The organism is Leclercia sp. Marseille-Q4284, from assembly GCF_916618945.1.
Classification (GTDB): Bacteria; Pseudomonadota; Gammaproteobacteria; order Enterobacterales; family Enterobacteriaceae; genus Enterobacter; species Enterobacter tamurae.
Genome location: NZ_CAKAKG010000005.1, coordinates 1 through 23,338 on the forward strand (window position 1 = coordinate 1; position 23,338 = coordinate 23,338).

The 23,338-nt window shown below is 44.8% G+C and carries 29 protein-coding genes; 19 read left to right on the forward strand and 10 right to left on the reverse strand.

What is annotated here, in order from left to right; genetic code table 11:
- Positions 1 to 296: 296 nt before the first annotated feature.
- Entirely contained in the window at positions 297 to 668 is a 372-nt protein-coding gene (locus LG383_RS22705) for a hypothetical protein (protein WP_225760256.1), read from the forward strand.
- 138 nt (positions 669 to 806) lie between these two features.
- On the opposite strand, the gene LG383_RS22710 is transcribed toward LG383_RS22705, so the two are convergent.
- Genes LG383_RS22710 through LG383_RS22725 form a run of 4 tightly spaced genes read right to left on the reverse strand, consistent with a single transcriptional unit; the run spans position 807 to position 4,762 of the window.
- On the reverse strand, positions 807 to 1,406 hold the full coding sequence (locus tag LG383_RS22710) for a hypothetical protein (RefSeq protein ID WP_225760257.1): 600 nt from the start codon (positions 1,404 to 1,406) through the stop codon (positions 807 to 809).
- Complete coding sequence (locus LG383_RS22715) at positions 1,403 to 1,849, reverse strand: hypothetical protein (protein ID WP_225760258.1); 447 nt, start codon at positions 1,847 to 1,849, stop codon at positions 1,403 to 1,405. The genes LG383_RS22710 and LG383_RS22715 overlap by 4 nt, the downstream gene beginning before the upstream one ends.
- Complete coding sequence (locus LG383_RS22720) at positions 1,842 to 2,672, reverse strand: ParB N-terminal domain-containing protein (RefSeq protein WP_225760259.1); 831 nt, start codon at positions 2,670 to 2,672, stop codon at positions 1,842 to 1,844. Before LG383_RS22720 ends, LG383_RS22715 begins: the two co-directional genes overlap by 8 nt.
- Positions 2,669 to 4,762, reverse strand: coding sequence for a triK protein (locus tag LG383_RS22725; protein ID WP_225760260.1), 2,094 nt, complete (start codon positions 4,760 to 4,762; stop codon positions 2,669 to 2,671). Before LG383_RS22725 ends, LG383_RS22720 begins: the two co-directional genes overlap by 4 nt.
- 911 nt (positions 4,763 to 5,673) lie before the next feature.
- On the opposite strand from LG383_RS22725, the gene LG383_RS22730 reads away from it, so the two are divergent.
- The gene (locus LG383_RS22730; RefSeq protein WP_225760292.1) at positions 5,674 to 6,393 is read left to right on the forward strand and encodes a hypothetical protein; all 720 of its coding nucleotides are present in this window, start codon (positions 5,674 to 5,676) and stop codon (positions 6,391 to 6,393) included.
- 8 nt (positions 6,394 to 6,401) lie between these two features.
- On the forward strand, positions 6,402 to 7,424 hold the full coding sequence (locus LG383_RS22735) for a CpaF family protein (RefSeq protein ID WP_225760261.1): 1,023 nt from the start codon (positions 6,402 to 6,404) through the stop codon (positions 7,422 to 7,424).
- A gap of 210 nt (positions 7,425 to 7,634) precedes the next feature.
- Here the strand turns inward: LG383_RS22735 and LG383_RS22740 are convergent, their stop codons facing one another.
- Positions 7,635 to 7,979: a hypothetical protein gene (locus LG383_RS22740; RefSeq protein WP_225760262.1), complete on the reverse strand. Its 345-nt coding sequence runs from the start codon at positions 7,977 to 7,979 to the stop codon at positions 7,635 to 7,637.
- Positions 7,980 to 8,056: 77 nt separating this feature from the next.
- Here LG383_RS22740 and LG383_RS22745 point away from each other — a divergent pair, with 77 nt between their 5' ends.
- The 16 genes from LG383_RS22745 (at position 8,057) to repA (ending at position 20,483) form a co-directional block, all read left to right on the forward strand.
- Complete coding sequence (locus LG383_RS22745) at positions 8,057 to 8,410, forward strand: hypothetical protein (RefSeq protein WP_225760263.1); 354 nt, start codon at positions 8,057 to 8,059, stop codon at positions 8,408 to 8,410.
- Positions 8,407 to 8,766, forward strand: a complete 360-nt coding sequence (locus tag LG383_RS22750; RefSeq protein ID WP_225760264.1) for a hypothetical protein — start codon at positions 8,407 to 8,409, stop codon at positions 8,764 to 8,766. The genes LG383_RS22745 and LG383_RS22750 overlap by 4 nt, the downstream gene beginning before the upstream one ends.
- A gap of 12 nt (positions 8,767 to 8,778) precedes the next feature.
- Positions 8,779 to 11,358 (forward strand): VirB4 family type IV secretion system protein, encoded by a 2,580-nt coding sequence (locus tag LG383_RS22755; protein WP_225760265.1) that lies wholly within the window; start codon positions 8,779 to 8,781, stop codon positions 11,356 to 11,358.
- The gene (locus LG383_RS22760) at positions 11,355 to 12,167 is read left to right on the forward strand and encodes a hypothetical protein (protein WP_225760266.1); all 813 of its coding nucleotides are present in this window, start codon (positions 11,355 to 11,357) and stop codon (positions 12,165 to 12,167) included. The genes LG383_RS22755 and LG383_RS22760 overlap by 4 nt, the downstream gene beginning before the upstream one ends.
- Position 12,168: 1 nt before the next feature.
- Positions 12,169 to 12,630 carry a hypothetical protein gene (locus LG383_RS22765; RefSeq protein ID WP_225760267.1) on the forward strand — a complete coding sequence of 154 codons (462 nt, stop codon included), beginning with the start codon at positions 12,169 to 12,171 and terminating at the stop codon, positions 12,628 to 12,630.
- A gap of 50 nt (positions 12,631 to 12,680) precedes the next feature.
- Positions 12,681 to 13,655 (forward strand): type IV secretion system protein, encoded by a 975-nt coding sequence (locus LG383_RS22770; protein ID WP_225760268.1) that lies wholly within the window; start codon positions 12,681 to 12,683, stop codon positions 13,653 to 13,655.
- 9 nt (positions 13,656 to 13,664) lie between these two features.
- Positions 13,665 to 14,393: a hypothetical protein gene (locus LG383_RS22775; protein WP_225760269.1), complete on the forward strand. Its 729-nt coding sequence runs from the start codon at positions 13,665 to 13,667 to the stop codon at positions 14,391 to 14,393.
- Between the two features lie 4 nt (positions 14,394 to 14,397).
- Positions 14,398 to 15,234 (forward strand): TrbG/VirB9 family P-type conjugative transfer protein, encoded by an 837-nt coding sequence (locus tag LG383_RS22780; protein WP_225760270.1) that lies wholly within the window; start codon positions 14,398 to 14,400, stop codon positions 15,232 to 15,234.
- A gap of 1 nt (position 15,235) precedes the next feature.
- Positions 15,236 to 16,660, forward strand: coding sequence for a TrbI/VirB10 family protein (locus LG383_RS22785; RefSeq protein WP_225760271.1), 1,425 nt, complete (start codon positions 15,236 to 15,238; stop codon positions 16,658 to 16,660).
- Entirely contained in the window at positions 16,641 to 17,150 is a 510-nt protein-coding gene (locus LG383_RS22790; RefSeq protein WP_225760272.1) for a pilus assembly protein PilL, read from the forward strand. The genes LG383_RS22785 and LG383_RS22790 overlap by 20 nt, the downstream gene beginning before the upstream one ends.
- A gap of 5 nt (positions 17,151 to 17,155) precedes the next feature.
- Positions 17,156 to 17,350, forward strand: a complete 195-nt coding sequence (locus LG383_RS22795; protein ID WP_225760273.1) for a hypothetical protein — start codon at positions 17,156 to 17,158, stop codon at positions 17,348 to 17,350.
- Complete coding sequence (locus LG383_RS22800) at positions 17,347 to 18,030, forward strand: lytic transglycosylase domain-containing protein (protein WP_225760274.1); 684 nt, start codon at positions 17,347 to 17,349, stop codon at positions 18,028 to 18,030. The genes LG383_RS22795 and LG383_RS22800 overlap by 4 nt, the downstream gene beginning before the upstream one ends.
- Positions 18,031 to 18,372: a hypothetical protein gene (locus LG383_RS22805; protein WP_225760275.1), complete on the forward strand. Its 342-nt coding sequence runs from the start codon at positions 18,031 to 18,033 to the stop codon at positions 18,370 to 18,372.
- A 1-nt stretch (position 18,373) separates the two neighbouring features.
- Positions 18,374 to 18,700 (forward strand): hypothetical protein, encoded by a 327-nt coding sequence (locus LG383_RS22810; protein WP_225760276.1) that lies wholly within the window; start codon positions 18,374 to 18,376, stop codon positions 18,698 to 18,700.
- Between the two features lie 285 nt (positions 18,701 to 18,985).
- Positions 18,986 to 19,225, forward strand: coding sequence for a hypothetical protein (locus LG383_RS22815; RefSeq protein ID WP_225760277.1), 240 nt, complete (start codon positions 18,986 to 18,988; stop codon positions 19,223 to 19,225).
- A gap of 397 nt (positions 19,226 to 19,622) precedes the next feature.
- Positions 19,623 to 20,483, forward strand: a complete 861-nt coding sequence (gene repA, locus LG383_RS22820; RefSeq protein WP_225760278.1) for a plasmid replication initiator RepA — start codon at positions 19,623 to 19,625, stop codon at positions 20,481 to 20,483.
- Positions 20,484 to 21,320: 837 nt separating this feature from the next.
- Here repA and LG383_RS22825 read toward each other — a convergent pair.
- From LG383_RS22825 to LG383_RS22845, 5 genes are all read right to left on the reverse strand, one after another.
- Positions 21,321 to 21,755: a hypothetical protein gene (locus tag LG383_RS22825; protein WP_225760279.1), complete on the reverse strand. Its 435-nt coding sequence runs from the start codon at positions 21,753 to 21,755 to the stop codon at positions 21,321 to 21,323.
- 71 nt (positions 21,756 to 21,826) lie between these two features.
- Entirely contained in the window at positions 21,827 to 22,114 is a 288-nt protein-coding gene (locus tag LG383_RS22830; RefSeq protein WP_225760280.1) for a hypothetical protein, read from the reverse strand.
- 98 nt (positions 22,115 to 22,212) lie between these two features.
- Positions 22,213 to 22,446, reverse strand: coding sequence for a hypothetical protein (locus LG383_RS22835; protein ID WP_225760281.1), 234 nt, complete (start codon positions 22,444 to 22,446; stop codon positions 22,213 to 22,215).
- A gap of 286 nt (positions 22,447 to 22,732) precedes the next feature.
- Positions 22,733 to 23,014: a hypothetical protein gene (locus LG383_RS22840; protein ID WP_225760282.1), complete on the reverse strand. Its 282-nt coding sequence runs from the start codon at positions 23,012 to 23,014 to the stop codon at positions 22,733 to 22,735.
- Positions 23,015 to 23,074: 60 nt separating this feature from the next.
- Complete coding sequence (locus LG383_RS22845; RefSeq protein WP_225760283.1) at positions 23,075 to 23,338, reverse strand: chaperonin; 264 nt, start codon at positions 23,336 to 23,338, stop codon at positions 23,075 to 23,077.

Consider the following 23,338-nt stretch of genomic DNA (forward strand, 5'->3'; position numbering starts at 1 on the left):
AATTTATTTCTTTTTGATTAATTTTTCAGGTTATTAATAGCATATTGATAACATCAGATTGCATATTTAATTAACTTACGAGCAAATTAGCCATTTGCAGAATCATCCTAATGCATATTAAACGAGTGAATGAGTAGCGATTACATATCTTGTTGTTTAAGTGGCTCTTTGCTAGTATCTATTTACCGGACAACGTGCGCTATAACCGGTTGAAACGCACCTTTTAATCCTTTCTGCCAGGGGCTTCTTCATGTTGCCTCTCTGGCACATGAAGATTGCCCTAAAGGTAATCAATCATGATCGATAAAATCGAAAAAGCTTTCTATGAGTTCAATACTGTCGTTAATGTTGAATGTGTTAAACCTGATATAACATCATCGGTTGTACATCTTCAATATAGTGGTACTGAGTCATATCAAAATCTTGAAGCTTACTTAAGCGAACGTAGATTTAATCTACAAAAACTAAACCTTGATGATTGTACTGATTCAACCAATCTCAAAAGAGCCTGGTTGTTTGATCGTGTAATCATTCATGCTTGCCTGTACCCGCATAGTCGGACTGCTGACGTGACTTTTTTCATTGTCAGTAATGATGCACTACTTCATCTCGATATTGAGACTGTAGTTTTGCAGTACAGAAAACACTTAGCTGATAAAGTTAAGTGATCGTAGGGGATTGAGCTTATGCTCAATCCCTTTTTTCTTTTGGGGGCCGGAGAATGGAGAATAAACCTGTTGCAGATACACGCTGGATCATAGCGAAGGAAGGATAGAGGCAAGGTCTACAGACGCTTGCCGGAGGCGTTAGGCATCGTGTTTGGCGGTTAACTTAGCCTCAAAAGTCCTCAGAAGACGTCCTGCTTCGCTCACCTTTGTGGCAAAGTCTGCCCTGAACTTGTTCAGCGGTTTAAACAGCTCTCTGCGCTGTTTAAAGTAGTCGCTCTTTGTGATGCTGCCGAACTGGTAGAGTTTGCGCAGCTCAGTATGGGCCTCATCACAAAGGAGGTTTACGCGGATGAACATCAGTACAGGAGGACAGGGTAAAACAGAAATATTCATTTCCGTGGTTTGCATAAAAGAAGAAATATCAATAAGACCGCTCATTGCGTTATCGCGATTGAGAGATTTTAGTTGCTTGATTTGACTTAAGTAAAAATCAAGTAGGCTTTTCAGATCTTCTTCTGTTAAAGGGAGATTTTTCTGATAGTAATATGAAAGAGTAAACTGACCTTTATTAGCGTACTTTTTCATATTTGACAGCGTAAAAGCTCGGGCGAGCCAGTAAGTGACCTTTGTCCCGCAAGGAATACGGCTTATAACATTTTCTTTGTTATAAGAATCATCCCACATAAGCACGTTGACAATGTCGTGAAAAGCTAATGGGATCTTAGTATTCGTAATCATGATTTTGATTTGTCCTTAATTACTGATATCAGATCATGGTTGGTGGTTAGCCTAGTTTCAAATCCCGTAAAAAATATTGCTATATCAAGATGATAGGGATAACTGACTCTGTCATATCTAATGAAGTTAAGAGCCGCTTCCTTGTATTCACTTATATTCCTTGCATTAACCAAATTCAAAACAAAGTGACACTGTTCAGGGCTGCCATGTTCAGCAGCCCATATTAGCACAGCTTCAAAATCAAATTCTTTATGATTTTTGACGCTTCTAAGTTTAGCAGAGAAAAATTTAATCCGAGCCTGATTATATTCAAAAGCACCGGTGACAGGATCTTCACAACGCACCCCGATAACGGGGCGCTTGTCGAACGATAATTCCCATAAACCGATTTCAGGTATATAAACATAATCGTTTTGTGTAGCCAGCCTAAATAATTTAGCCATTGTCAGTATTGTCGTTAGCGACAACATCTTTAGATGACAATTCTTCAAGTCTATTTTTAAGCAGTACCTCAATATCTTCGTCAGGGTTATTCATATCTTCGGGGTTGAGATCCAACAGCTCAAGAATTGCCGAATATTGAGATTGTGTGAAAGCTACTCTGTAGATAGGTTCCTTTTCGGGCAACTGGCGGTTACGAGTAAGTAACTCGTTAATTATCTTTTTAGCCTGTTCGCCACCCTCACAACGTTGACGCAGTTCCTTAACGTCTTCATCTGAAATTTTCATCAGCTTACTGAGAAGATTCAGATCGTTGATATATGATTCCTGCACAATTTTCTGCTTTGGCTTTGACAAGCGGAATACGCTCATATACTTGCTTACTACAGTTTTATTCGATAGGCCATGAACGGCGATAAGCTGCTCTGTGGTTAGGCCATTCTCCTTATCTGTCTTGATTGAAAACGCACGTTCAAAGATATTCAGATCTCTGTGTAATGAGTTCTCAGTAGCATGGTCAAGATGCTCAATGGTTTTATCGTCATAATTCCGTACTTCGCATTCGACTTCCATATTGGGTTCAATTTCACTGCCTGCTCTCCAGCGACTTTCACCCTTAATAATGATGTACTCGCCAGGCGTAGAAGAAGGCTTGACCACTAAACGCTCACGAATCCCATAAAGTGAGCCATTAGGAAGAACCAAGCCAATAGAAGCTTTCAGCTTTTCAATGTGCTCCCTAGCAGACGGGCTTTCAAAATCCCTGCGATCCTGTTTTTTGTTAGGTACACATTGCGATAGTTTCAGTTTGATAATTTCAGTCATTTTTTACCCTTTTTAACAAAGCTCGAAATCAAGTCATCTTGCGATTCTGGTACTGTTATGCTTTCAGGATGTTTCTCCGGCTCTGCTTTCTTAATGTCTTCTAAAGCGATCTGCTGGACTTCTTCCTGATAAACAGAGCTGTCAGCTTCAATACTGTCATTCGCCATTTGAGCTTCCAGCATTGCTATAAAATCGGGATCACTGGAAGGATCAAAATCAGATGATGATGAATATTCGTGTGTAATGGTATCAGTTTCATCAGTTGGAGTACCACCCTTATGTTCATTATTTACTATTACTTTAGGATTTGCCTTTTTAGATGGTTTTTTATTGTCAAAATCACTTTTCCTTCCATTGTCGTTATAGCTTTGTTCAGCTAAAGGTAAAGGCGATTTTTGATTAACCGGAATCCAGCTTGTGAATAAATATTTTGCCAGACCCTCATTATTCATGAAGATACCGACACGCTTGTTAAGACTCAAGATACTGTTGGTGCTGATGTAGGTTTCAGCTTCACTTCCGATCATACGATTGCCAGACCAAGACTCAGCGCCGAAACCATCTGTATCAACGCCTTCCATACGAGTTATGTTCTTCTGAATTGTTCCTGTATTGATAGCGATCCATTCCGCTGTATCGTAGCTGCACTTGTAGGATATTGTGATAAGGGTATTTGTTTCGACCTGGTTTTTTAATGCATCCTTATCGACAGTCTGATCAGGTACGTTTTTGATATCATCACGCTCTTGATATGCAAGAGCCATGTTTGCTTCTTTAGATAGTATCGTTGCCAGAGCACTAGCTACAGTCGCTGAAATACAGAATTTTGCTTCATCAAGACAGGTGAAAATATGATTAGAATGTCTTTTTTTAATGATGCAATCTTTCCATTCAACAAGCAGCGCAGAGACTACGTCTCTTATTAAATCGTCATCCTGTCTACCTTTCACATATACAACTGAACCTAACTCTAATTCTTTCTGTACATTGAACCCTTCACCCTTATTAGTAAACAAGTGAGGTAGCAGCTTCCATTCATCTAAACGAGTACGTATGTTAATAGTATTTTCAAAAACCCATTGACGCTTATTATCTGGAATGCTGCTATCCTTTCCATTGAGAAGTTTATCTAAATGTCCAAGTGTTCCATCCCAATAATCTGATAAGAAAGTCATAATTTGACGGTTTATATTTTTATAATGATCAGCATCCGTACCCTTACCAATCAGGCCAAAAACTTTATTAAAACGTTGTAACCTCTCTCTTAAAGGGCCGTATTCAAAAGGTGAGTATTTACCTGTGCTTTCTCCGGTTAAATCAAGTACGACAGGCGGTTTTCTATTCCAGTGTTTGCAGGACTCGACTAATACAGAATATATAAAGTCATCAGGCTTTTGGTCAAAGAACCATGCGCCCCAGCCTTTCATTATCGCTTGATCCAAAAGAACCTGCTGTATAACACCTTTACCTGTTTGCGTAGCACCAAGTATTTTTAAATTCTTAGATTTGAACTCCGAATCATCCATGTATATAGGTTCGTCATATTCATCTAATCCCATGAATATATGTCCATCTTTATAATATTTTCTGACTTCGAATGTTTTACTTTTATATGCCTGATTCTCGACCCTAATATCTGATAGTGAATCACCTGTTTGAGATACACGATACTTTCTTTTTAATGCAGATAGGCGAGGTTTAACATATCTTCTGTGTATGAAATGAAAGAAATATGGCATCAGGAATACGGTAATAATAGACACAATAGCACTAACATTTTTTACTTTAGAAAAAAGATTTTCATACACCATCCCCATGTACTGTAAAGCACCGTCACGACCTAGCTGCATGGCGGCAACGATAATGATGTATGAATTTAATAAAACTAAAAGCAGTAAGTAACCTACAAGTAGTTTCGTTCTCATATGCATTACAATATGATCCCATGCTCCCAGATCACTTTTCTTTGTCACATGCCCGCTAAATGTAAATTGCATTAAAAAAGCTAATATCAGTAACGCTAAGTAAGTAAGGTTAGGGTATGCATTTTCATAAACCCACCTTAATAACTCTGTATTATTTGTCTTCATGTTCATGCCTGCTTTAGAAGTCATATTCCTGTAAAAACTTACACAGCCTAAACAGTTGCATCCCTGCAATCAAAGTTTACTCCGCGTAAACTTTGCGGGAAAAGGCTTATGTGGTTAGTTTACTCTGCGTAAACTTGACTAATTTTTAACCGATTATGCGGTTCAAACATTAGCCATGCTTCCTATTTTACTACCTTATTTACTCCATTGCATTGCATAGGTAGTAAATTAGGCAGTAAAATTCAAAGTCAAGAGCATGTTTTGATGGTCTTTATCTAAAACGCTTATGCGTTTTAGATGCGACTATCAAAACACTTTGCGGGGATGATTTCTGGACGAAATCAACCCCTTAGGGATTCCGGCTGCGCCTCCACCCCCTTTCATTCCGGGTCGGCTGGACGCCTCGCCTGCATGAAATTCCCCCGCGCGGCGTCAGACGTCTGCGACGCCTGACCACCCCCCTAAGGCTGCTACACATACACGTTGCTTTCGTTTCACTCCAGCGCCGTGTATGCTTGCCCTTAGCGGTGCGTCGCCCTGGAACGGTCGAAAAGGCGCGAATCGGCGTATACGCCTCAAGCGCGCTTTTCGCGTTCCAAGCCTCGCACCACTTTCGGGGCGCGGCGGTTCCCCCTAACGGGGAACCTTGCGCCAGCCTAAGGGGGGTGGTCAGGCGTCTTCGCCTTTGGCTTGAGCCCTGACGCCGCGCGGATAGCGCGGATTGAACGCTCCGCGTCCATACACATCCCTGAACGGGATGTTCCTGGAGAGACCGTAAATTATCGCGTGGGCGCGAAAATTTCCTTTGTCCTCGCGTGGGCGCGAGAACAATCTCTTCAATCTCTTTTAAGGGCTTTACCCGCCCCTTATGGGGGCTTGTTAAGTTCGTGCGAGTCTCAGCATTTGCGGAGGTGTTTTTGAGCAACTTTGAAATCAATTACCAGAAAAGAAAAAAAGTAATTTTGTGGCTTGCCAAGTTTGGTTTTTCGAGTCGCGATCTGCTTGCGAAAATGTTAGGTGTTAACGTAAATGGTCAGGGGGATTTCTTCAAGAAACTAGCGGAGGAAGGTATTACCAAAGAAGCCTATGTTCCTGGTACCAGGAAGAAAGTAGTTACCTTATCTACTGAGGGCGTAGAAGAAGCAAAGATACACAATCCTACTTTAGCTATTCGTACCTTCCGACGATTTCCTCTGCACACAATCATTCACAGTTACAGCATTCAATCCTTTCTCATTACTCAGAAAGGAGTGAAGGATTTCTTTAGCGAAACAGAACTCGCTAAAGAAGGTTACGTTAGAAGGCCCGACCTACTGATCATAAATAACCAAGACGTTAAAGTCGCAGTTGAAGTTGAGCTGACACAAAAAGATGTTAACCGGATTTACTACAACCTACATGGTCATGCTGACGACTGGCAAAAAGGGAAGATAGATTATGTGATTTATCTCTTTACCTCCGATTCTGTGCTTAGTCATTACAAAGAACTTTATGATAAAAATCCGTGGCCGAAATTTACTAGCCCCGATGGAAATGTGAGACACATTTCCCGTACTGGTTCTTTCGATCCGATCCACGTTCACTCGCATGGGCTGATTAAGTTTCACAAGTTTGAGCCTTACGCTTTATAGGAGTTTTTATGGAATATCCTTTCGGTTATGTAGACGATACATTTGTAGAAGCTATTCAGAAATGGAATCTGATTCATGATGAACTGCTTCCTATCATGCACCTCTACAAAGACCCATCAATCACCGATATTTTTGTAGACCGCTATGATGATATAAGCGTCATGCGTAACAGTATCCTTGAAAAAGTGGACTGCAAATTTGATTCCGAAGACCGGCTTGTTTCTCTCATACAGCAGTTTTGCGTTACGCTGGATCAGGATGAATTAAATCTTCAGGCACCTATTCTTGATGCGAGGCTTCCCGATGGGAGCCGCATTAATGCAACGCATATCTCTACTACTCCTTCAGGGTCAACTCTGGCCCTGCGTAAAGTACCCGTTGAAAAGTTTACGACAGAGTTTTTTCTAAAGAACGGTATGTTCACAGAAGAAATGCTTGAGTGGTTGATAGCGATGGTCAGGGACAAGAAAACGTTCCTAGTCTCAGGGGTTATGGGTTCCGGCAAAACTTCCATCATTAGATATCTGTCTGAGTATATTGATCGCCGGGAACGTGTCATCACAGCTGAGGATACGCAGGAGCTACACATACGCTCTATGTTTCCGTTCGGCCTGGCAATGGAAGCCCCAAACAGGCGTGAGAGTCCTATCGATTTGCCTGCGCTTATCCATGCAACCCTGCGCCAGCAGCCAGACAGAGTAATCGTAGGGGAGTTGCGTAAAGCGCCAGCCGTTGATGCTTTCCTGCAAATCATTTATACGGGTTTACGCGGCTGTGCGTCGACCGTTCACGGTAAGAGTTGCGAGCACTGCATTTCTCGCGTCCAGTACCTTTTAGCCTCTGCCGGTAACGTGAGTTACGAGCTTACAGGCGTTCTCCTACGTGATGCTATTGACGTCATAATCCAGACACATCGTGATCCCCAGTGGGGAAGAAGGATTACTGAAATAGGCGAAATGCGAGACGGAAAAATTCACATCATTTTCCGTTTCAATACTCAGACCGGGAAGCACGAGCGGGTAGGCGAGTGAGAAAGCTGGGCCACATTTAGTGGCCCAGTTCATAGCTAGTTCTCTACATAGATTAATGAATGTGCTTGATTCTTAGAACGCTAACTTTTAGCTTCCGTTACAATTTACAGCTAAGTGCATATTTCTATTAGTATTCTAAGAATAGGCCGATTCTCATATTGATCGTGATATGTAAAGAATGTAAAGTTCGGCTTCTGAAATCGTAAGTGGCTATGGCTTCTTCTTTTTCGCTGGCCTTCTCCGAGGTGAGCCATCAGGCTTAAAACTTTCGGGAGGGTTTATAGGGGAACGGTTTTGCTCTGCGAGCTTATAGAACCGTTCCTTATCGCTAAGGGATTGGCTTTTTTCCGCGTTTATGGTCATCAGTATTTCCGTAACGTCGATTCCCAAAGCTGCTGCGACATCTAAGCATTTTTCTCGGCTTAACCAACTTTTTCCATACTTCAGCGTCGTGATGTACTGGCGGCTGACTTCCAAATAATCCGCGATCTTAATGTTCGTGTTCAATCTCGTGTGGCGTTTCATCGCCTCAATATAATCGTAGAGTTTTTTCATCGCAGTGTTGAACCGTGCCTCGTTCGATGCTAAATTTCTTAAGTAATAGTGAATCGTTTACATAAGACGTGCAATATATGACGACAGAACAGCGCTTCAAGGTCAACCCAAACCTTAGAAACAACAAGGTGTTTTCGGACAAGAAGATGAAGGCGGGTATACCGCATCAGATGTACATCCTTCTGCTGTTCGTGAATGGCTTTGCTTTGTTACTGGCTATCAAGTTCTTTAGCCTTTTCTCCGTGCTTGCCTTCGTGATTTTTTTGCTCATAACCGTCCTCCCAATATACACGATCCACATGGAAGACCGCGACGCTCATGTTGCATGGCGTTCTGCAATTCTCGGCGCTGAAAGTACGGATAACAGCCAGACGACTCAGCGAAAAGTGAAGTTCATAAAACTCAGTGACATTAAGGATACCCGCAAATGAAAAATGTTTTAGCCAATCGCTTAAAGGGAGCAAGAAAAAAGCTTCAAGAAGCTTTCGCGTTCAGTCTCGCAGTAGCCTTCTCTGGTAGCGCGCTGGCTGCAAATAACGATGTAACTCTCGATACGCCCAGCGAAGGTTTTTTGCAAAAACTAGTTTCATGGATGCAGGACTTGATCGATTTAGTCGGCGGGGCTGGCGTTCTGTTCGTTGTGTTCATCTCACTGGCCGCCTGCATCATCATGTGGGTTCTGATTCCGAAAGCAGGCAGTTCTGCATTAGCCTGGGCTTTCCGTGCAGCTATGGGTGGAATTGCATTATTCAACCTTGCGCTGCTTATCGCATGGGTTCAAAAGTAAGAGGTTAGACTGATGCCTTCTGGTACATATAACGAGCAGTTAAATCTTGCAGGTCATGATCGTGATACGGTCTATACCTATTCCGGCACCGTCATTGGAGGGCTTGAGTTAACTGGTCTTGATCCGACATTTGTAACAGACGCGGTGAGGAAGACTGTCAGCGCAATGCTGCGCAATATTTTTCAGCTCCTACCGGCTAACGTTACATTGACTGAATATTATGTGCACTATGAAGGTGTCAAAGTAAAAATTGCCGACCGCGAAAACCCTCGCAGTCAGTTGTTATCGAAACGCCGCCAGGCGTTTCTAAACAAAGTGCGTAACCTAAATGGCTCTCGTATCTATTGGCTGCTGGAAGTTGAGCCAACGGAGAATCTCAACAGCGTCTTTTCGCTGACATTTGCTAAGAACCTTTTCAACAGCATTTTTGATACAGATGCACGTAAGCGACTCGGCCTTGCTTTTAAAAACTTCGATTCCTACATGATCGAGGTTGATGAGTATCAGAAACAATGCCGCAAACTACGTGATGCGCTGAAAGACCTTGATGTTAGGCTTTCTTTCTTTTCGCCTGAAAACAAGCATATGGGCGTAAATGAAATCTGGCGCTTGCAAAAATTTTTAGCAAATTTCAATCCGTCATACCTCACCTCTAAGCCCTGCTCGTTACCCAAACAAGATTGGGATCAATATGCACTGGATGGTGAAACCATTCAGAACGTACTCATTGAAGGCGTACCGATGCTTAAAATCGACGGGGCCAAGCCGGTGTATGTTCGTATAGGGACCATCATTCAGCACGGTCAGGATAGCGTTCCAGAGGCTGTATGGTCTTACAACGACAGCGGAAAGAAAGCCGTGCTGATGAGGGGCAATTACGTCATTTTCAATCGCTTTAGCCCATTGTCAGCATTAAAGCGTTCCTTTGTGCTCACGGCGAAAGAGAACGAGCTTTTCAGGGCACAGATTAACTTCTCCGATCTCATGACGGCCAAGGTCAGCAGTGAGCACCTTGAGCACAGAGTGAAAGAAAACCCGCACCTGAAAAAAATGCAGGACGAGCTGCTTAACGCCTCTCATTCACCTGAAAAGATAGGCAACTACTTATCTGCGATTGCCGTGTTTGATACTGATCCGCTTAAGTTAATCGATAAGACAGTTGAAGTTAATCAGGTGGTTACGGACAACTCTATTATTGTGTGGGAAAGCGTGGGCCTCGAAAAATCCTACTTTGCTATGCAGCCTGGCTATGACAAAAACACCTTCCGTACAATGGTTTACAACACCGCACAGGCCGGTGCTGCTTCCCTCTTTTACCGCTCACATGAAGGTATCAAGACATGGAAAAAAGGCTTCGACACGGAAGAAGCCATTTATATTTTTGAGTCTGATGACGGCGTTCCTTTCCACTACACCTCTGTAATTGGTGAAAAGAACCTGGTGATCGGCGTTGGGCCGACCCGTGCCGGTAAATCATTCGCAAAAAACGTAATAGCATCCCATTTCTCAAAGTTGGGCGGTCTTTATACGTCTCTCGACGTTGACCAGGGAACAATACCGCTTGCCAACTTCTTCAAGGAAGACGGGGCCGCGTTTACGCTCTCAGAAGGTGTCAGAGACGGCATGAATACGTTTCAGAATGCCTATTCACCTCAGGATCTTGATTTCGTTTCTCACTACATCGATCAGTTAAAAATCATGCTCCGTTTCAATGAGCGAGAAGAAGACCGCTATTTCTCACCTGATGAAGTTAACGAGCTGGCAAGAAGCATTAAAAGCCTTCTTGAACAGGAGTTCGCTAACGTGGAAGGCCGTTTGTCCACTAACACGCTCAGTACTCTCATGGCGAAAAGCAGTAACCCGATTAAAAACAAACTGGCTGCCTTTTACGGCAAAGGCCATCGGGCATCGCTTTTTGACAACGAGAAGGATGCAATCGGCAAGCTTGATAAGCCGCTTACCGTTTATAACCTTGCTGCGGTCAAAGACAGGAAAGCGGAAGCCCAGCTCATTCAGCACGAGATTTTTTTCCGTACCGTACGCCTATTTGAATCTGAGAAGTACCGCGAAACGCCTAAGTTCATGGATATCGATGAAGCACAGTACACCCTATCAGTACCAGGGGCGGCTGATTGGGCGATTACAAAATCACGTACCTGGTTCAAGCATGGTGGTGGTATGGGGTTCTGGACACAAAGCCCTGAACACTATTCCAACCTCGATGAATGGGAAACACTCAGGGCAGCAGCGTCTGTATTTATCTTTATGTCACACCAGGACGCAGATACAGATTCCTATGTTAAAGCTTTTGGCCTGTCTCCCGACCAGGTAGAAATTATCAGAAATCTGATACCCCGTCGTCAGATGTACATTTTCATCCCTGAGGCTCGTATTGCGAAGGTTGTTAACCTCATCGTCGAATCAGAACAGTATGCGATCTGCACATCTACAGCTCATGAGGCAACGTTAGCTAACCGCATCTACAAAGAGACTGATGACATTGATACAGCAGTTGATCGCATCGTAGATGGCTTAGGGAAAGCGAAAACGCCTACGGAATCGCAGCGCGAACTGGAGAACATCTATCAATGAAACGTACCTTAATGGCGGCCTTAGTTGCTGCCAGCTTCTTAACGACACCGACCTATGCAATCGTGCCGGTTACTGACTATGTGCAGATCGCCGGACAGATTCGCGAATTGTCTCAGGGCCTTAAAGACTACGAGGAATATTTGCAACAAAGCGTTCTCAGTAACAACCAGTTGCTTGAAGCATATAAACGTTACGACCAGATGCTTGCTGATTACCGGCAGGCTCTGCGAGAGGCTGAGAAGCTTAAACAGCAGCTTACCGGAGTAAATCTGCAAGACTTCCTTAACCGATTAAAAAATATCGATATGTATGACCCGCGTTATAGCTCAGGTGATGATGCCAACGTAGGCAGCGGGCCGTGGGATGATGCAATAGAACGAAACAAGCTTTTAAACGGTTGGGGGATGTCTGACGAAGAATGGTCAGAGATGAATGCAGAGATTCCTTATTTGAGTAATGACCGCCAGAGAGCTAAAGCCATATTTCAGTACCGCAAGCGAAAAGCTGAAATGGCTGTACGTCAAGATTTGGCAGGCCAGAACAATGACCAGAACATTACCGAGCAGGCTTCCAGAGCAAATGAAATTGGTCAGGCACTGGATGACTTAGGCGATAACGATGTACTCGCTACACAGCAACTGATGGCTCGCCAGAATCAACTGATCATTGAGCAGAACCTGAACGCGCAATCTCAACAGAACACTGATTTCAAAATGTCTAATCAGATCTCAAATGACTACTTTAATAAAATGGCTCGTGCAAGAGAGTTAAAAGAAAAAAACATGAGTAAGGCATATAAAGGTGAATAAGATGAATCACATTAAGAAAGGCGTACTGGCAGTGTCTCTTTTCTGTGTGTTGTCAGGAAGCGTCCTTGCAGCAGAACGGTATGTCGATCCTGCTCAGAAAAAAATTGATGAGAAACACAAAACGCTTGTAGCCAAATACAAGAATGATTGTTCGGTTAATAATCGGATGACTTGCCTTCTGAAAGCTAAAGAAAGAGCGAGCGATGAAGTGCCTAATCGTGGCAGTGTTAAATATTCGAAGGGTAAATATTCTTCGTTATCTACTGCCCAGGCTAAGAGCACATTAAAAGACCTTGTGAGTATTTATGACCGAGTGAAAGGGCAAAGTACATCTTCATGGACAGGAAAGGTTACGAAAGAGCAGATTGAAGCAGAGGTTCGATGGATTCTGATAAATAAATTTGATCAGGCTTCGCCGGACATAAATTCAGCAAAAATGATGTTAGGTATGTCACTTAGATAATTAAGCGGCGGGTTTAAAAAATTACGGCATGTGCCGTAAGGGGTATCGCTTTGTTCAAAAAAACACTTGCTGTATTTTTGCTGTGGTTTTCTTTTGTCCAACCTGTGTTTGCTTTAAGCAATCAGCTAACAAAAGAAATAGATAATAATGTACAGCAATATATTGGTGCCGTTTTCTCTGCGAACGGTAGTGATATATTTTTGCTGGTTTCAGCAATTGCTACGTTTCTGTTTTTTATGGTGATAGTGGGCGAGATTATCAAGTTTGTAATGGGTAACGTAGATTGGGTTGCGACCTTTACTGCCGTAATTCTTTTCATCACTACTATAGCTTTTATTGCCAGCTACGGTCCTTTTACATACGTCATTAAAGGGGCCTTTGAGGATTTAGGTAATGTATTCCAGTTCCTGATCGTAGGTTCTAAAGATAAAATGTTCCTCTCGGATTTTATCGACAGAACAATAACTCAGGCAGTGCAGGCACCTGATGTTGGCTTTACGGATACTATCTGGATGTGGGCCGTAACTATCATCTGGGCTGTCGTATCACTCTTTTTACAGATAGCTTTCTACCTGGCAGACGTGTTTGTCACTCTGGGGTACTCATTAGCAAGGATGGTAGGCGTTCTGTTCATCCCATTCCTTATTGCGCCGTGGACGCGGAAAATTTTCGACGGTTGGGTTCGATTCTATATTGGTTGGGGCGTGTGTTCGATTTTACTGCGATTGACATCATTGCTTTCTATGCTGGTTATGAAAGCTACGATTAATGCCGCAGGAAAATTTGAAAATCCGGCTTCAACAATGATTGACGGTAATTTCAATATTACCGCGCCACTGGTTATCACTGATGAAAACTTAAGTCTTCTGTGGGCGATTATTGTCTTCGGTATTATATCGTGCATCATGATATTCAGCTCGTTTAGCTTTGCCAAAATGCTCTGTTCTGGTGTTGGATCTGCCAGTAATGGAGCAACCAATATGGCTAAGTCTGCCGCCGTTAAAGCCGTTACTGTAATTCTATAGGTGATTAAGATGCCACTCGATAAAAACGAGGTTAAAAAATCAAACCGTTCTGTACGCAGGTCAAAAATGGCGGTTCTGAGAGCCGACCGTACATGGCTTTTAATCGGATTGTTTATAGTAGTGCTGCTGAGTTTTTATAACACCTACACAGCTAAAAAAGCTGTAGAGGAGTCAAAAAATTCACGCGAGGTAGTATGGGTTAAAATGTGGTCTGACGGAAAAACAGAAGTCAGTCCGTTTAATCCTGATGATGAGCAGCCTATTTACGTAAATGTGGTTAATTCACTGCTGACAAAATACTACGAATCACGCTATCAGGTTCACCCGGAAAGCATTCAGCGAGATTATGCCGAAGCAGGTGTCTTTATGGGTGATGATTTGTATACGGAATTTAACGACGAAAGCGGGTTTAATGCAGCTAAAACTGCCGCTGACATTGCTTCAAAAGGTACTGATCAAATCCGAGTTAATGTAAGCAATATCAGGATTGATCACTACGACGTTATCCCTGGTAATTTCTCAGGTAAGAAGAAAGAAATTATCCGTACCAACGTTTCATGGGATGAAACAACTGTCAGACCTGGCGCGAAAGTGAAGAAGGAAGATACGACAAGAAGGATGCAGCGTATTACCTGGACTGTATTGGATAGGGCGCAAATGAGTAAAAAAAGCACTGGTTGGATTAACGTTAATTCAATTGGTATTGAAATTCTTACTAAAAAAGATCTGGATAGGTAAGCAAATGAAACTGACAAAAACAATTTCTCTTTCTGCAATGGCATTTGTATTTGCCTATTCATCAAATACGCTTGCTGAGCAATGCCGTATCGTCAATTGGAAAGAAAATATGGTATTGCGCGTTAACTCTGCGCTTTACCTGGGTACGCGTGTGCAGCTCCCTGACGGCACACAACTAGTGACCGAGAAGCCATCTAATTCAAACGAACTTTGGGACGTTGACGGGGCCGCGAACCAAATCCTTATCCGCCCTACGTCTGAGGAACCAGGTGGTTCAAAGACGATGGCTACTGCTTTTCTGACCAACGGCCAGGCTCTTGATATTGAGGCTACGCGAGTTCCGGCTAACCAAAATACCACCTGTGTCGTTATTCGCGGCACAACAAGCGGCATTCTCAGCAGTCGCGATCGGAGCAGCATTGGCTCTTATTCTGATGCTGGTCGTGCTGATGCGAGCGCAATGCGTAGCCAGATTAATGAAATGCGTATGAACGCAGAAAGCAGCAAACGGCAGGCAGTTTATGAAGCGTTACGGAAATACCGCTATCACATCTATACCCGTTACAACTGGAGCACCGGCAAAGGGTTTGCAGGTAAAAACATCGTCGCTGACGTCTACGATGACGGGCGTTTCACCTACATCCGCTTAAGCAATCCTAACCGTGGACTGATGGCAGTACAGGCCGAAGTTGGCGGAAAAAAAGCAGTCGTTCCAACCAAATATGACGATGCTTACGCGATTTATCAGATGGTTGGAATCTACCCAAAATTCACCATGACGCTTGATGGTGTTGAGCTGGAAATCAACCGTGCCGATAACGCGACCAACGGGGAATCCTGATATGGAAGAACGGCAAAATCGCGTCGATGAGAAACCTTCAACATACAAGAAAAAAGGCCAGTTCTACCTGATGATCGCCTTTGGTCTTGTAGGTTTGCTGCTGTTTATCAATATGATTTACAACATTTCGACCTCAACCAAGAAAAGTACGGCAGAAGAAAGTAAACCTGCTGCTGCACCGGCAGTAAATAACGACCCGGACAGGTTTAACCAGCTCGTGGACAACCAGCGAGCCAGGCAGCAAAAGGAGCAGGTTAAAGAGCCGCCGAAAAGCCCTTATGACATTCAGCTAAGTGGAAAGAACACTGCTGATGGCGGCGCAGAAGCCAAGAACGGTAATGACAATTCCAATAGTCCTTCAATCAGCGAGGACGAAAAGCGTAAGCAGAAGCTGATCAATGAGGTTAAAGCACGCTTCGAAGCGCAGGAGGTTGAACGCGCTCTTAAAGCCCGTCAGACCCGTTATGAAGACTCAAATAAGTCTGTACCAGGCGCAGGCCGCAACAGCAGCAGCGCAAGCTCTCACCGTTCTTCTGGTTCAGGTGGAAGTAATTCTGATCGTATTGCTGATATCGACTCACAGCGTAGTGCTTTGCAGACGCGTATCCGCATGATGGAAGCGCAACAGGATAAAAGCGGTGATGAAGTTGCGCAGAAAATGGCGTCAGCCCGTTCAAATGTCGATGCGCAAATGCGTGATGCTGGCAAAGGGGTTAGCTCTACTGGTGGTGCCAGAAGCTTCGGCGGCGGCGGCGGCAGTTCTAAAGGGCCAACCGACGAAGAAGGCAATGCAGTTGTAGGTTATCCGGCAGACAACCGTTACAAAGCTTCTACAGAAGGCAAAATCAAGCTCCCAACTGGTGCAGAGATTAACGCCATTACTACCTATACAGCCGTTTCTGATTTCGTTGGAGGCTCCATGAAAGCAATGGTCACTAACGACGTTATGGACGCCAGTAACTCGTATATCCTGGCACCTAAAGGCTCAACACTGATGATTAAAGCCGTTGGTGAATCAGGCGTTAATCAGCCTATTCAAAACAAGATGGCTTTTCTCGTGACATGGCTTGTATTGCCGAACGGTGATCGTATCGATTTTAGCAAGCAGAGTGTGCTTGACCGTATGGGTTCTTCCGGCGTGGCCGCGGATGAGGTGGATTACCACATCACCGCCCAAATACTCGGCGTTGCGGCTTATGCACTGATTGGCACCAAAACGAGCTATGAGGGTACTGGAGACAGTAAGGAGTCCCTCGCAGGAAACTTTGGTTCCGGCGCTCGCCAGCAGGCATCAGGCCAGGCTCAGAAATTCCTTAATATCGTGCCAACAAAAACCCTTCATGCAGGTCAGCCGATCCGCATCCTGGTTGAAGATGAAATGTATATCACACCGTGGAAAACGCTCTATGAAAACTATGTCGATTAAATTGATTTTGATTACTTGTGCAGCGCTTCCATTGTGTGCTCAGGCTGCGCCTTTCTCTGATTCAAGCTCAGAGAAAAAGAGTTACACCGTAACCGATGTGACCACATCACCGGGCCGTCAGGCTTACGGATATGACGTAAACGTGACAGGGCCGTTTTCAACTGGGGGCGCGATTCCAGCAAATACCAAGGATTCGCGTTACCAGTACGTTGATCCATTGACGGTCTACATGCGCACGGTCTGGCCGGAGGATGTAAAAACAGTTCGCCAGGCGGTTGATTATCTTCTCGAACCCACTGGATATCGACTCGTGACAAGTTATCCCGCACCAAGAGAAGCGGCTCTGCTCGTTGATAAGCCTATTCCAGCTATCGCTAAGATGCACCGGACTATGCCAGTGCTCGATGCTCTACAGCTGCTTGCAGGTCTTGATAGCTATGTTGTTGTGGATCACGTTCATCATCTTGTCTCATTTCAGAAAAACGGGTAACGGCCATGAATAAAGCAATTTTTGCATTCGCAATTGCAGCACTTCTCAGTGGCTGCTCAACCACCATGAAGGGCGGCAGCGGCCAGCTATTCCAGTTGTCTGACCGCCATGTGATTTACAGAGATCTTACCGTTCCTGTAGGCCTGGGTAATGAACCTGTTAAGCAGAACGCTGACACAATGCCGAGTGCGGCCCCATGAAAATAAGCGCGGTGTTAACTCTCCTTCTATTAGCAAGCGGCCAGACTCTGGCCGCCAGTGATGCCGAAATTATCTATGCATCGCTCTATGGTGGCGATTCAGCACCACGTTCCCCTACCGTAGCTCATGCGAGCTACGGTACAGACGAAGACAGACGCGCTTCGCCTGAGTGGACTAAGGCAATGCAGAAAGCCTGGGGTAAAACGCGAAATCTTTCTGAATTACCAGTAATTCAGAAAGAGGTTGTTAAAGAAGTTCGCGAGGTAATTGAAAACCCGATAGTCAACGGTGTCAGGAGGGATGCTCCTGCTGATATTGAAGCGATTATAAAAAAATACGCGGATAAATACGGGATAAGCGAACTGCTCGTTCGTTCGCTAATTCAGGTGGAATCCAGATTTAACCCCAAAGCGGAAAGTCCGGTAGGTGCAAAAGGACTGATGCAGCTCATGCCGGTTCATACGGTTAAGCAGGGCATTGATCCCTATGACCCCGACCAGAACGTTAAGACTGGTATTGCCTATCTGTCACGCCTGCTAGCCAAGTACAACGATTTGGAACTGGCGCTCGCAGCCTATAACGCCGGAGAAGGCAACGTGGACAAATACGGCGGCATCCCGCCATTCAAAGAAACGCAGCTATACGTAAAAAAAGTAATGGCGCTGTTAGCCGGAGGATAAATGAAAAAGATCATCATAAGTGCTGCCGTGGTTTTAACGCTGACCACATCTATAGGCCGGGCCGCAGAGGAATACAACGATATTTCTGACCTGGGCCCAATTGACCAGCCAATGCTCGATAAGAAAGATCCCTGTACGATTTTCATGTGTATGACTGAAAAGCTAGAGGGTTCTGAGAGTAAAGAATGTGACCCCGTCAGGAGCTACTTCTTTTCCATTAAAAAATTCGGGCGTCATGGTTTCGACCCGTGGAAGACATTAAAAAAACGTGAAGAAGCAATGAGCAACTGCCCTGCTGACATCTCGGGGATTTTAGATAAATTTGGCCGAATGAGGGGATAGCATGACTCGATCATCACAAAACCGTGAAGGCTATATCCGCAATCCCTGGTCAAAGGAAAATGACGGGATTCACATCGACACCTTTTTTAAGCGAATCAGTCAGGACGCAGGTAAGCGTTGCGGCTGTCATTACGAAATTTATGAAAAGATGTGCGTGGATACGCTGTTGAATGCACTTGTCACGTTGGAATCTCGCAATAAGAACGATGCCGGGTACGTAAGAACAATGGCAGTGAGTCAAGGTTACGATCTGAGCCAGGAAGGGCAAGAGGAAACCGATCACGCATTTAACGAAACTATGTCTGAAATACGCCGCGAGCAGGAGTAGAGCCATGAAAGAGCAACGGCATTTTCAGAGGTCCAATTTTCTTTGAGTATGACTGACCGATCAGCAGGACAGAAACACAGTATTCCTGTCCTGCTATCACTCTGATGTTCTGCAGGACAATGTGAGAGTTTTTTTTGCTATCAGTTTTGGCGCTGCCGGCGAGTTGGCCAGAGATAAATTGATAGCAAAAAAGAGACAGCCGGCGAGCTGGCCAACGCAAAATTGATTGCGTTTAGCTTGCCCGGATGTAGCTTGAATGTGTGAATTTGCTATCAAGGATTTTTCATGGGAACGCTAACGGTAAGAACTAAGGACATTCATGATGCGGAGCTGGAAGCTGTAGGGCCGCTTGTGGGTGAGAAAACCGGATCACAGACCCTACTCAGATGCCTGATGCAGTATCAAGCGCAGCAAAATGAGATAGAGCGTCTTAATCGAGCCTTAAGGCAGTCAGAAGCAGAGAAGAACGATTACAAAATGCGTCTTGAGCGTTTCAGAGACGCACAGAAAGCACTCTTTGATTGATGATCTGCTAACGCCCTGACGGTTGTTCAATCCCGTTATGCATCACAGGAAACCTGTGAAACAGAACGGGATTCCTGAAACTGCGATCAATGCCAAGTAGTAGACTGGATTAATGTAACCTGTTTAGTTATGATTAGTGCGGCCTATAGCAGTGGAAGGCAGTCTTGTTTAAAAGCAAATGTGGTGATAGATTTCATCGCTAACTACTCAAGACGAAAAGAATTTTTGAGGTATGCCACGCCGAAAGGTGGTGAAGGAAGGGTTGAAAAGCCCAAAAAACAAAGCCCCGAAAATCATGCTCATTCTTGGCGGAGCGACATGATAGTCAGGGCTAGGTACGAAACCTGAGAAGGATTATAACTCATGTATTCCCCAAATCAACCCCTGCCCGCCATAAGTGCAGGCGGGCGTGTCTGAGTCAAAGAACACTCTATTCAGAGCTGGCTGCGCAAAGAATCCGAACCCCGTCTTTAAGGCGCGAGAGGATAAACCCACACTCGCTTTCAATGAAAAGCTAATGAAAGCAGCCGCAGGCTTAACTGCAAAATTTGTATTCTCGATGCTCGTTGCTTATGCGCGTCAAAGAGGGGTGCGTTATCGTATGCCTCCAGCTGATCGATTAAAGGCAATTGAGGCGCTGTTACAGGCTATTTGCTTCCATTACGATCCCCTGGCAAACCGCGTTAACGCGTCAATCACGACTATAGCTATTGAATGCGGCCTTGCTACCGAAGCCAAAACGGTTTCTATCTCTCGTGCATCCCGCGCTTTACAGTTCCTTGAGCTGTTAGGCCTTATTACCTATAAAACCGAGTATTGCGGCACCTTAGGCTGCTATTTCCCATCAGACATTACCTTCAAATCTGAGTTTTTCCGTGTGCTCGATATTTCTGAACGAGCCGTTGAAGGTGCTTGTCGTTCCAGAGCAAGCTGGAAGAACAAGCAACGGACCGCGAGAGGATTACCGGCACTGGCTATTGAAGAAATGGTGAAAGAAGCCTGGGGAGCCGTACGTAAACGTTTTTATGATAAGCGGATTAAGCTGAAGCGTCAGGGCGAGAAACGCGCCCAGGCTAAGCGTGATGCGGAAAGAAGCCGTAAAGACATAGAAGCCCTGGTAAGACGCCAGCTCAACAAAGAGATTATTGCTGGTACATTCCCCGCAGATCTCAATGTAGTGCTGGCAGAAATCGCCACCAGGGTTAAACAACGCATGTTTATGTCTCGCGGTAGCCATACCAGAATAGCTGCTACATAAACCCCAACTAGTATTAGGTTATCCGGCAGCGCCGGAGAATTACCCGTGTCTGTCTTTAGGTGTCGTTTAAAAACCAACCAATCTTCGCGGCCGTACCTGGTTCCAATCTGGCCGTTCATTGGTTTTCCGGCACCAAAACACCCCCGCTAAATTAGATTTCTCTCCTGATTAAATGTTATTAACAGTTAAGTGCAAGGAACTTAGCTAACAGAGTGCTTTCCGAGAGTCTTTGTAGGTGCGTGTATTCTTTTAAACTTCTTAATATTCCTTTCTTTTAAAAATAAATACCTATTCGGGCCTGCCCTGTGGACAGTCCTGAATATGCCTTCACTAGCATTGGCCTACGGCCAAGCCGCTCAGAGTTATAAGGTAGCTCCCATCGTAAACGATGGGCAGAAGTGCAATTCATCAGTGATCGTTGTAACTACTATCCACAGAGGATTGCTGAACATTCCTTTCGTCTCCGACCGTCAGACCTCTTCATTGCGACCAGATCGAGGCTTCGCAAAACCAGCTTAGGCAGGAACAGGTTCAGATTCGCTCTCAAAACCATTCTAAGCCTTCGGAGTAACAAGCTGCATGATTGCGTCAGAAATAGAAAATAAAACGGCACAGGGCTTTTTAGGCCGTTCTCTGGGGTTATGTGGCCGGATGGAAACACGTAGGGATTTATCAAAAGATTAGACAACGCTCGCCGCAGACTTACGGCCAGTTTTACCGGACGTGAGCGAGGAAGCGTAATATCACCAAAATTTACATGAAGCACTTACGCTCGATGCGAAAAAAAACCGCCATGTGGCGGTTATTGAGGTTTGAGGGCCAATGTTCTTTGCACCTTCAGTCCTGCATATCGAATATACCCAGTACCGGTATGATCTCCTGGCTCGCTCTGCCGGTCATCACGAGAAAACGCCGCCACAGGCCATAGGGGATCTTCTCATCGCCGGATGTGTATGCGCGTATGCGACGGCCGCCGTTAGCTCCCGACAGGCCAAGCAGCCCCGCCAGTTTGCTTTCTGAAGCATACTCCGGGAAGCATTTCTGAAAATGGGCGAACCAGGCAGAAACGAGCGCAGCAGCAGGCGGTTCCCAGCCTTCATCGAGGGTGCGCAAGTGTTTATCACCATAGTCAGCGGCATTGATGCCGGACGCAACCGGGTAGTGCGGAGCGTTAAGGTTTGCCCGTAACAGAGTACAGCCCGCTTCAGCGCCACGCTGAAGCAGCAACATACGTTGTTCATCAATACCAGGGAGATCTATTGAAATGCTCATACAATCCTCTCTGTGAAGAAATAAGGGCAGTAACCTGCCCTTATGCTTGATAGCGTCTTAACGCGATAGGTTTAACGCGGCTGAAGCGCGATATGCTTGATATCAGAAACGCGTATGTTAACTAAAGTCAGTGTGCCGGTGGCGATAGGTTCCCACATACCTTTTGCGTGTATGTGCATCAGGCAGTAATACAGGTAGCGCGGAAGCACTACATCCGTCCGTGTTACCTTTATCCCGATATGCTCAGGATTGAATGTATACGTGGGTTCTCCAACCGACTTCACGGTTCCTCTGCGCACGATCCAGAAATCAGCGTCTGGATCGTTTACAGAGACTTTTGCTACATCTTGCAGTCTCATCGTTACTCCTGAATAACTAGCCTTCCGGTCGGGCGGCTTTCTGTATTCGTTCGTAACTATATCAAGTAGTTGCGCTTTTGTGGCAGAGACTTATCTTCTTAAAACCCTACTACATGGACGAGCGTTGGCATTTGCCCTGATGCTTGTAGGTAAATCATAAAGCCGAATATGGACTCAAGAAACACAAACAAAATGCCGGTGCCAACCGTCCAGTTCTCAGCTCTCAGGCAGTCGGGAAGTGAACCTTTGCCCCAAAATACGCCAGCGATCAGATAGGAAATCATAAAGCTGACTGCCACTAAGAAGACCAGATACACTACGGAAACACTCATTCGTACTCCTTCACTTTTGACACGAATTTCATCACATCAACGTATCGAAACTTTCGGGTTTTACCTGTGTGCTGATATAGCGGCTGCGGCAACTTAACACCTTTGTACTCACCCTTTGTCTGGTACTTATAGACCAGCTCCCCTTCCGAGATACCCAGCCAATCTGCGAAGTCTTTTGTCGTAATTTCCATATGTAATACTTAGTTTTCTTAGGTAAACCCTTAAGATTTCCTCAGGGATTCCAATGGAATCCTAAGGGATTTCCTTAGGGTTTATATAAGGATTCTCAACTCATTCTTTTTTCTTCGCGGTCTGACATGAGTTTTTCATACAGTCCGTCTTCATGACCCGGACGCAAAGAAATATTGCTGATATTAAACCGGTCTAAAACTCGCTGAAAATGATCCAGTGTAAGGCGTTCCGGTTCAGGTTCATCCAGGTTGCTGTAAAGTGGCTCATCGACTTCAGGATCAATAACCATGAAAAACCAGTTCATCGGTTCATCCCATCCAAGCAACACGTCTACCGTGCCGTTAGGTGTCTTTCCATTCAGTCTGTACTGACTCATCGCATTTCCTCAGGATGTTTATAGTATTTCCTTAGGAAATCCCAGGGATTTCCTAAGGGGTTAAAGCGCCCCGTCTCTTTCGAATTTTTCTCTTAAGGCTTCCATGATGTAGCTTGAGAAGTCGAGAACGGTTTTATTCGAATCGCGTAGCGCCTGGTGTGCATCGAAGTAGCTCGCAGGAATCGCCTTGAGCGTCTTCGTGCGCACTTCTCTTTTAGCCGGTGCATCGGTTGCCGCTGGCGTATTCACTTTTAGCATTGCATCACCAAGCTGGTCATCCGCAACGGCTTGATACAGACTTGCTTTGTTTTTCTTGTTAGTCAT

Excerpts from the sequence above, each read along its gene's own strand:
- LG383_RS22735 (WP_225760261.1), top strand. The coding sequence starts at position 6,402 with ATGGAATATCCTTTCGGTTATGTAGACGATACATTTGTAGAAGCTATT.
- LG383_RS22825 (WP_225760279.1), bottom strand. The coding sequence starts at position 21,755 with ATGAGCATTTCAATAGATCTCCCTGGTATTGATGAACAACGTATGTTG.
- LG383_RS22805 (WP_225760275.1), top strand. The coding sequence starts at position 18,031 with ATGAAAAAGATCATCATAAGTGCTGCCGTGGTTTTAACGCTGACCACA.
- LG383_RS22790 (WP_225760272.1), top strand. The coding sequence starts at position 16,641 with ATGAAAACTATGTCGATTAAATTGATTTTGATTACTTGTGCAGCGCTT.
- LG383_RS22715 (WP_225760258.1), bottom strand. The coding sequence starts at position 1,849 with ATGGCTAAATTATTTAGGCTGGCTACACAAAACGATTATGTTTATATA.
- LG383_RS22815 (WP_225760277.1), top strand. The coding sequence starts at position 18,986 with ATGGGAACGCTAACGGTAAGAACTAAGGACATTCATGATGCGGAGCTG.
- LG383_RS22845 (WP_225760283.1), bottom strand. The coding sequence starts at position 23,338 with ATGACTAACAAGAAAAACAAAGCAAGTCTGTATCAAGCCGTTGCGGAT.
- LG383_RS22795 (WP_225760273.1), top strand. The coding sequence starts at position 17,156 with ATGAATAAAGCAATTTTTGCATTCGCAATTGCAGCACTTCTCAGTGGC.
- LG383_RS22720 (WP_225760259.1), bottom strand. The coding sequence starts at position 2,672 with ATGACTGAAATTATCAAACTGAAACTATCGCAATGTGTACCTAACAAA.
- LG383_RS22760 (WP_225760266.1), top strand. The coding sequence starts at position 11,355 with ATGAAACGTACCTTAATGGCGGCCTTAGTTGCTGCCAGCTTCTTAACG.
- LG383_RS22830 (WP_225760280.1), bottom strand. The coding sequence starts at position 22,114 with ATGAGACTGCAAGATGTAGCAAAAGTCTCTGTAAACGATCCAGACGCT.
- LG383_RS22745 (WP_225760263.1), top strand. The coding sequence starts at position 8,057 with ATGACGACAGAACAGCGCTTCAAGGTCAACCCAAACCTTAGAAACAAC.
- LG383_RS22840 (WP_225760282.1), bottom strand. The coding sequence starts at position 23,014 with ATGAGTCAGTACAGACTGAATGGAAAGACACCTAACGGCACGGTAGAC.
- LG383_RS22835 (WP_225760281.1), bottom strand. The coding sequence starts at position 22,446 with ATGAGTGTTTCCGTAGTGTATCTGGTCTTCTTAGTGGCAGTCAGCTTT.
- LG383_RS22785 (WP_225760271.1), top strand. The coding sequence starts at position 15,236 with ATGGAAGAACGGCAAAATCGCGTCGATGAGAAACCTTCAACATACAAG.
- LG383_RS22755 (WP_225760265.1), top strand. The coding sequence starts at position 8,779 with ATGCCTTCTGGTACATATAACGAGCAGTTAAATCTTGCAGGTCATGAT.
- LG383_RS22780 (WP_225760270.1), top strand. The coding sequence starts at position 14,398 with ATGAAACTGACAAAAACAATTTCTCTTTCTGCAATGGCATTTGTATTT.
- LG383_RS22775 (WP_225760269.1), top strand. The coding sequence starts at position 13,665 with ATGCCACTCGATAAAAACGAGGTTAAAAAATCAAACCGTTCTGTACGC.
- LG383_RS22705 (WP_225760256.1), top strand. The coding sequence starts at position 297 with ATGATCGATAAAATCGAAAAAGCTTTCTATGAGTTCAATACTGTCGTT.
- LG383_RS22765 (WP_225760267.1), top strand. The coding sequence starts at position 12,169 with ATGAATCACATTAAGAAAGGCGTACTGGCAGTGTCTCTTTTCTGTGTG.
- LG383_RS22810 (WP_225760276.1), top strand. The coding sequence starts at position 18,374 with ATGACTCGATCATCACAAAACCGTGAAGGCTATATCCGCAATCCCTGG.
- LG383_RS22740 (WP_225760262.1), bottom strand. The coding sequence starts at position 7,979 with ATGAAAAAACTCTACGATTATATTGAGGCGATGAAACGCCACACGAGA.
- LG383_RS22725 (WP_225760260.1), bottom strand. The coding sequence starts at position 4,762 with ATGAAGACAAATAATACAGAGTTATTAAGGTGGGTTTATGAAAATGCA.
- LG383_RS22710 (WP_225760257.1), bottom strand. The coding sequence starts at position 1,406 with ATGATTACGAATACTAAGATCCCATTAGCTTTTCACGACATTGTCAAC.
- LG383_RS22750 (WP_225760264.1), top strand. The coding sequence starts at position 8,407 with ATGAAAAATGTTTTAGCCAATCGCTTAAAGGGAGCAAGAAAAAAGCTT.
- LG383_RS22800 (WP_225760274.1), top strand. The coding sequence starts at position 17,347 with ATGAAAATAAGCGCGGTGTTAACTCTCCTTCTATTAGCAAGCGGCCAG.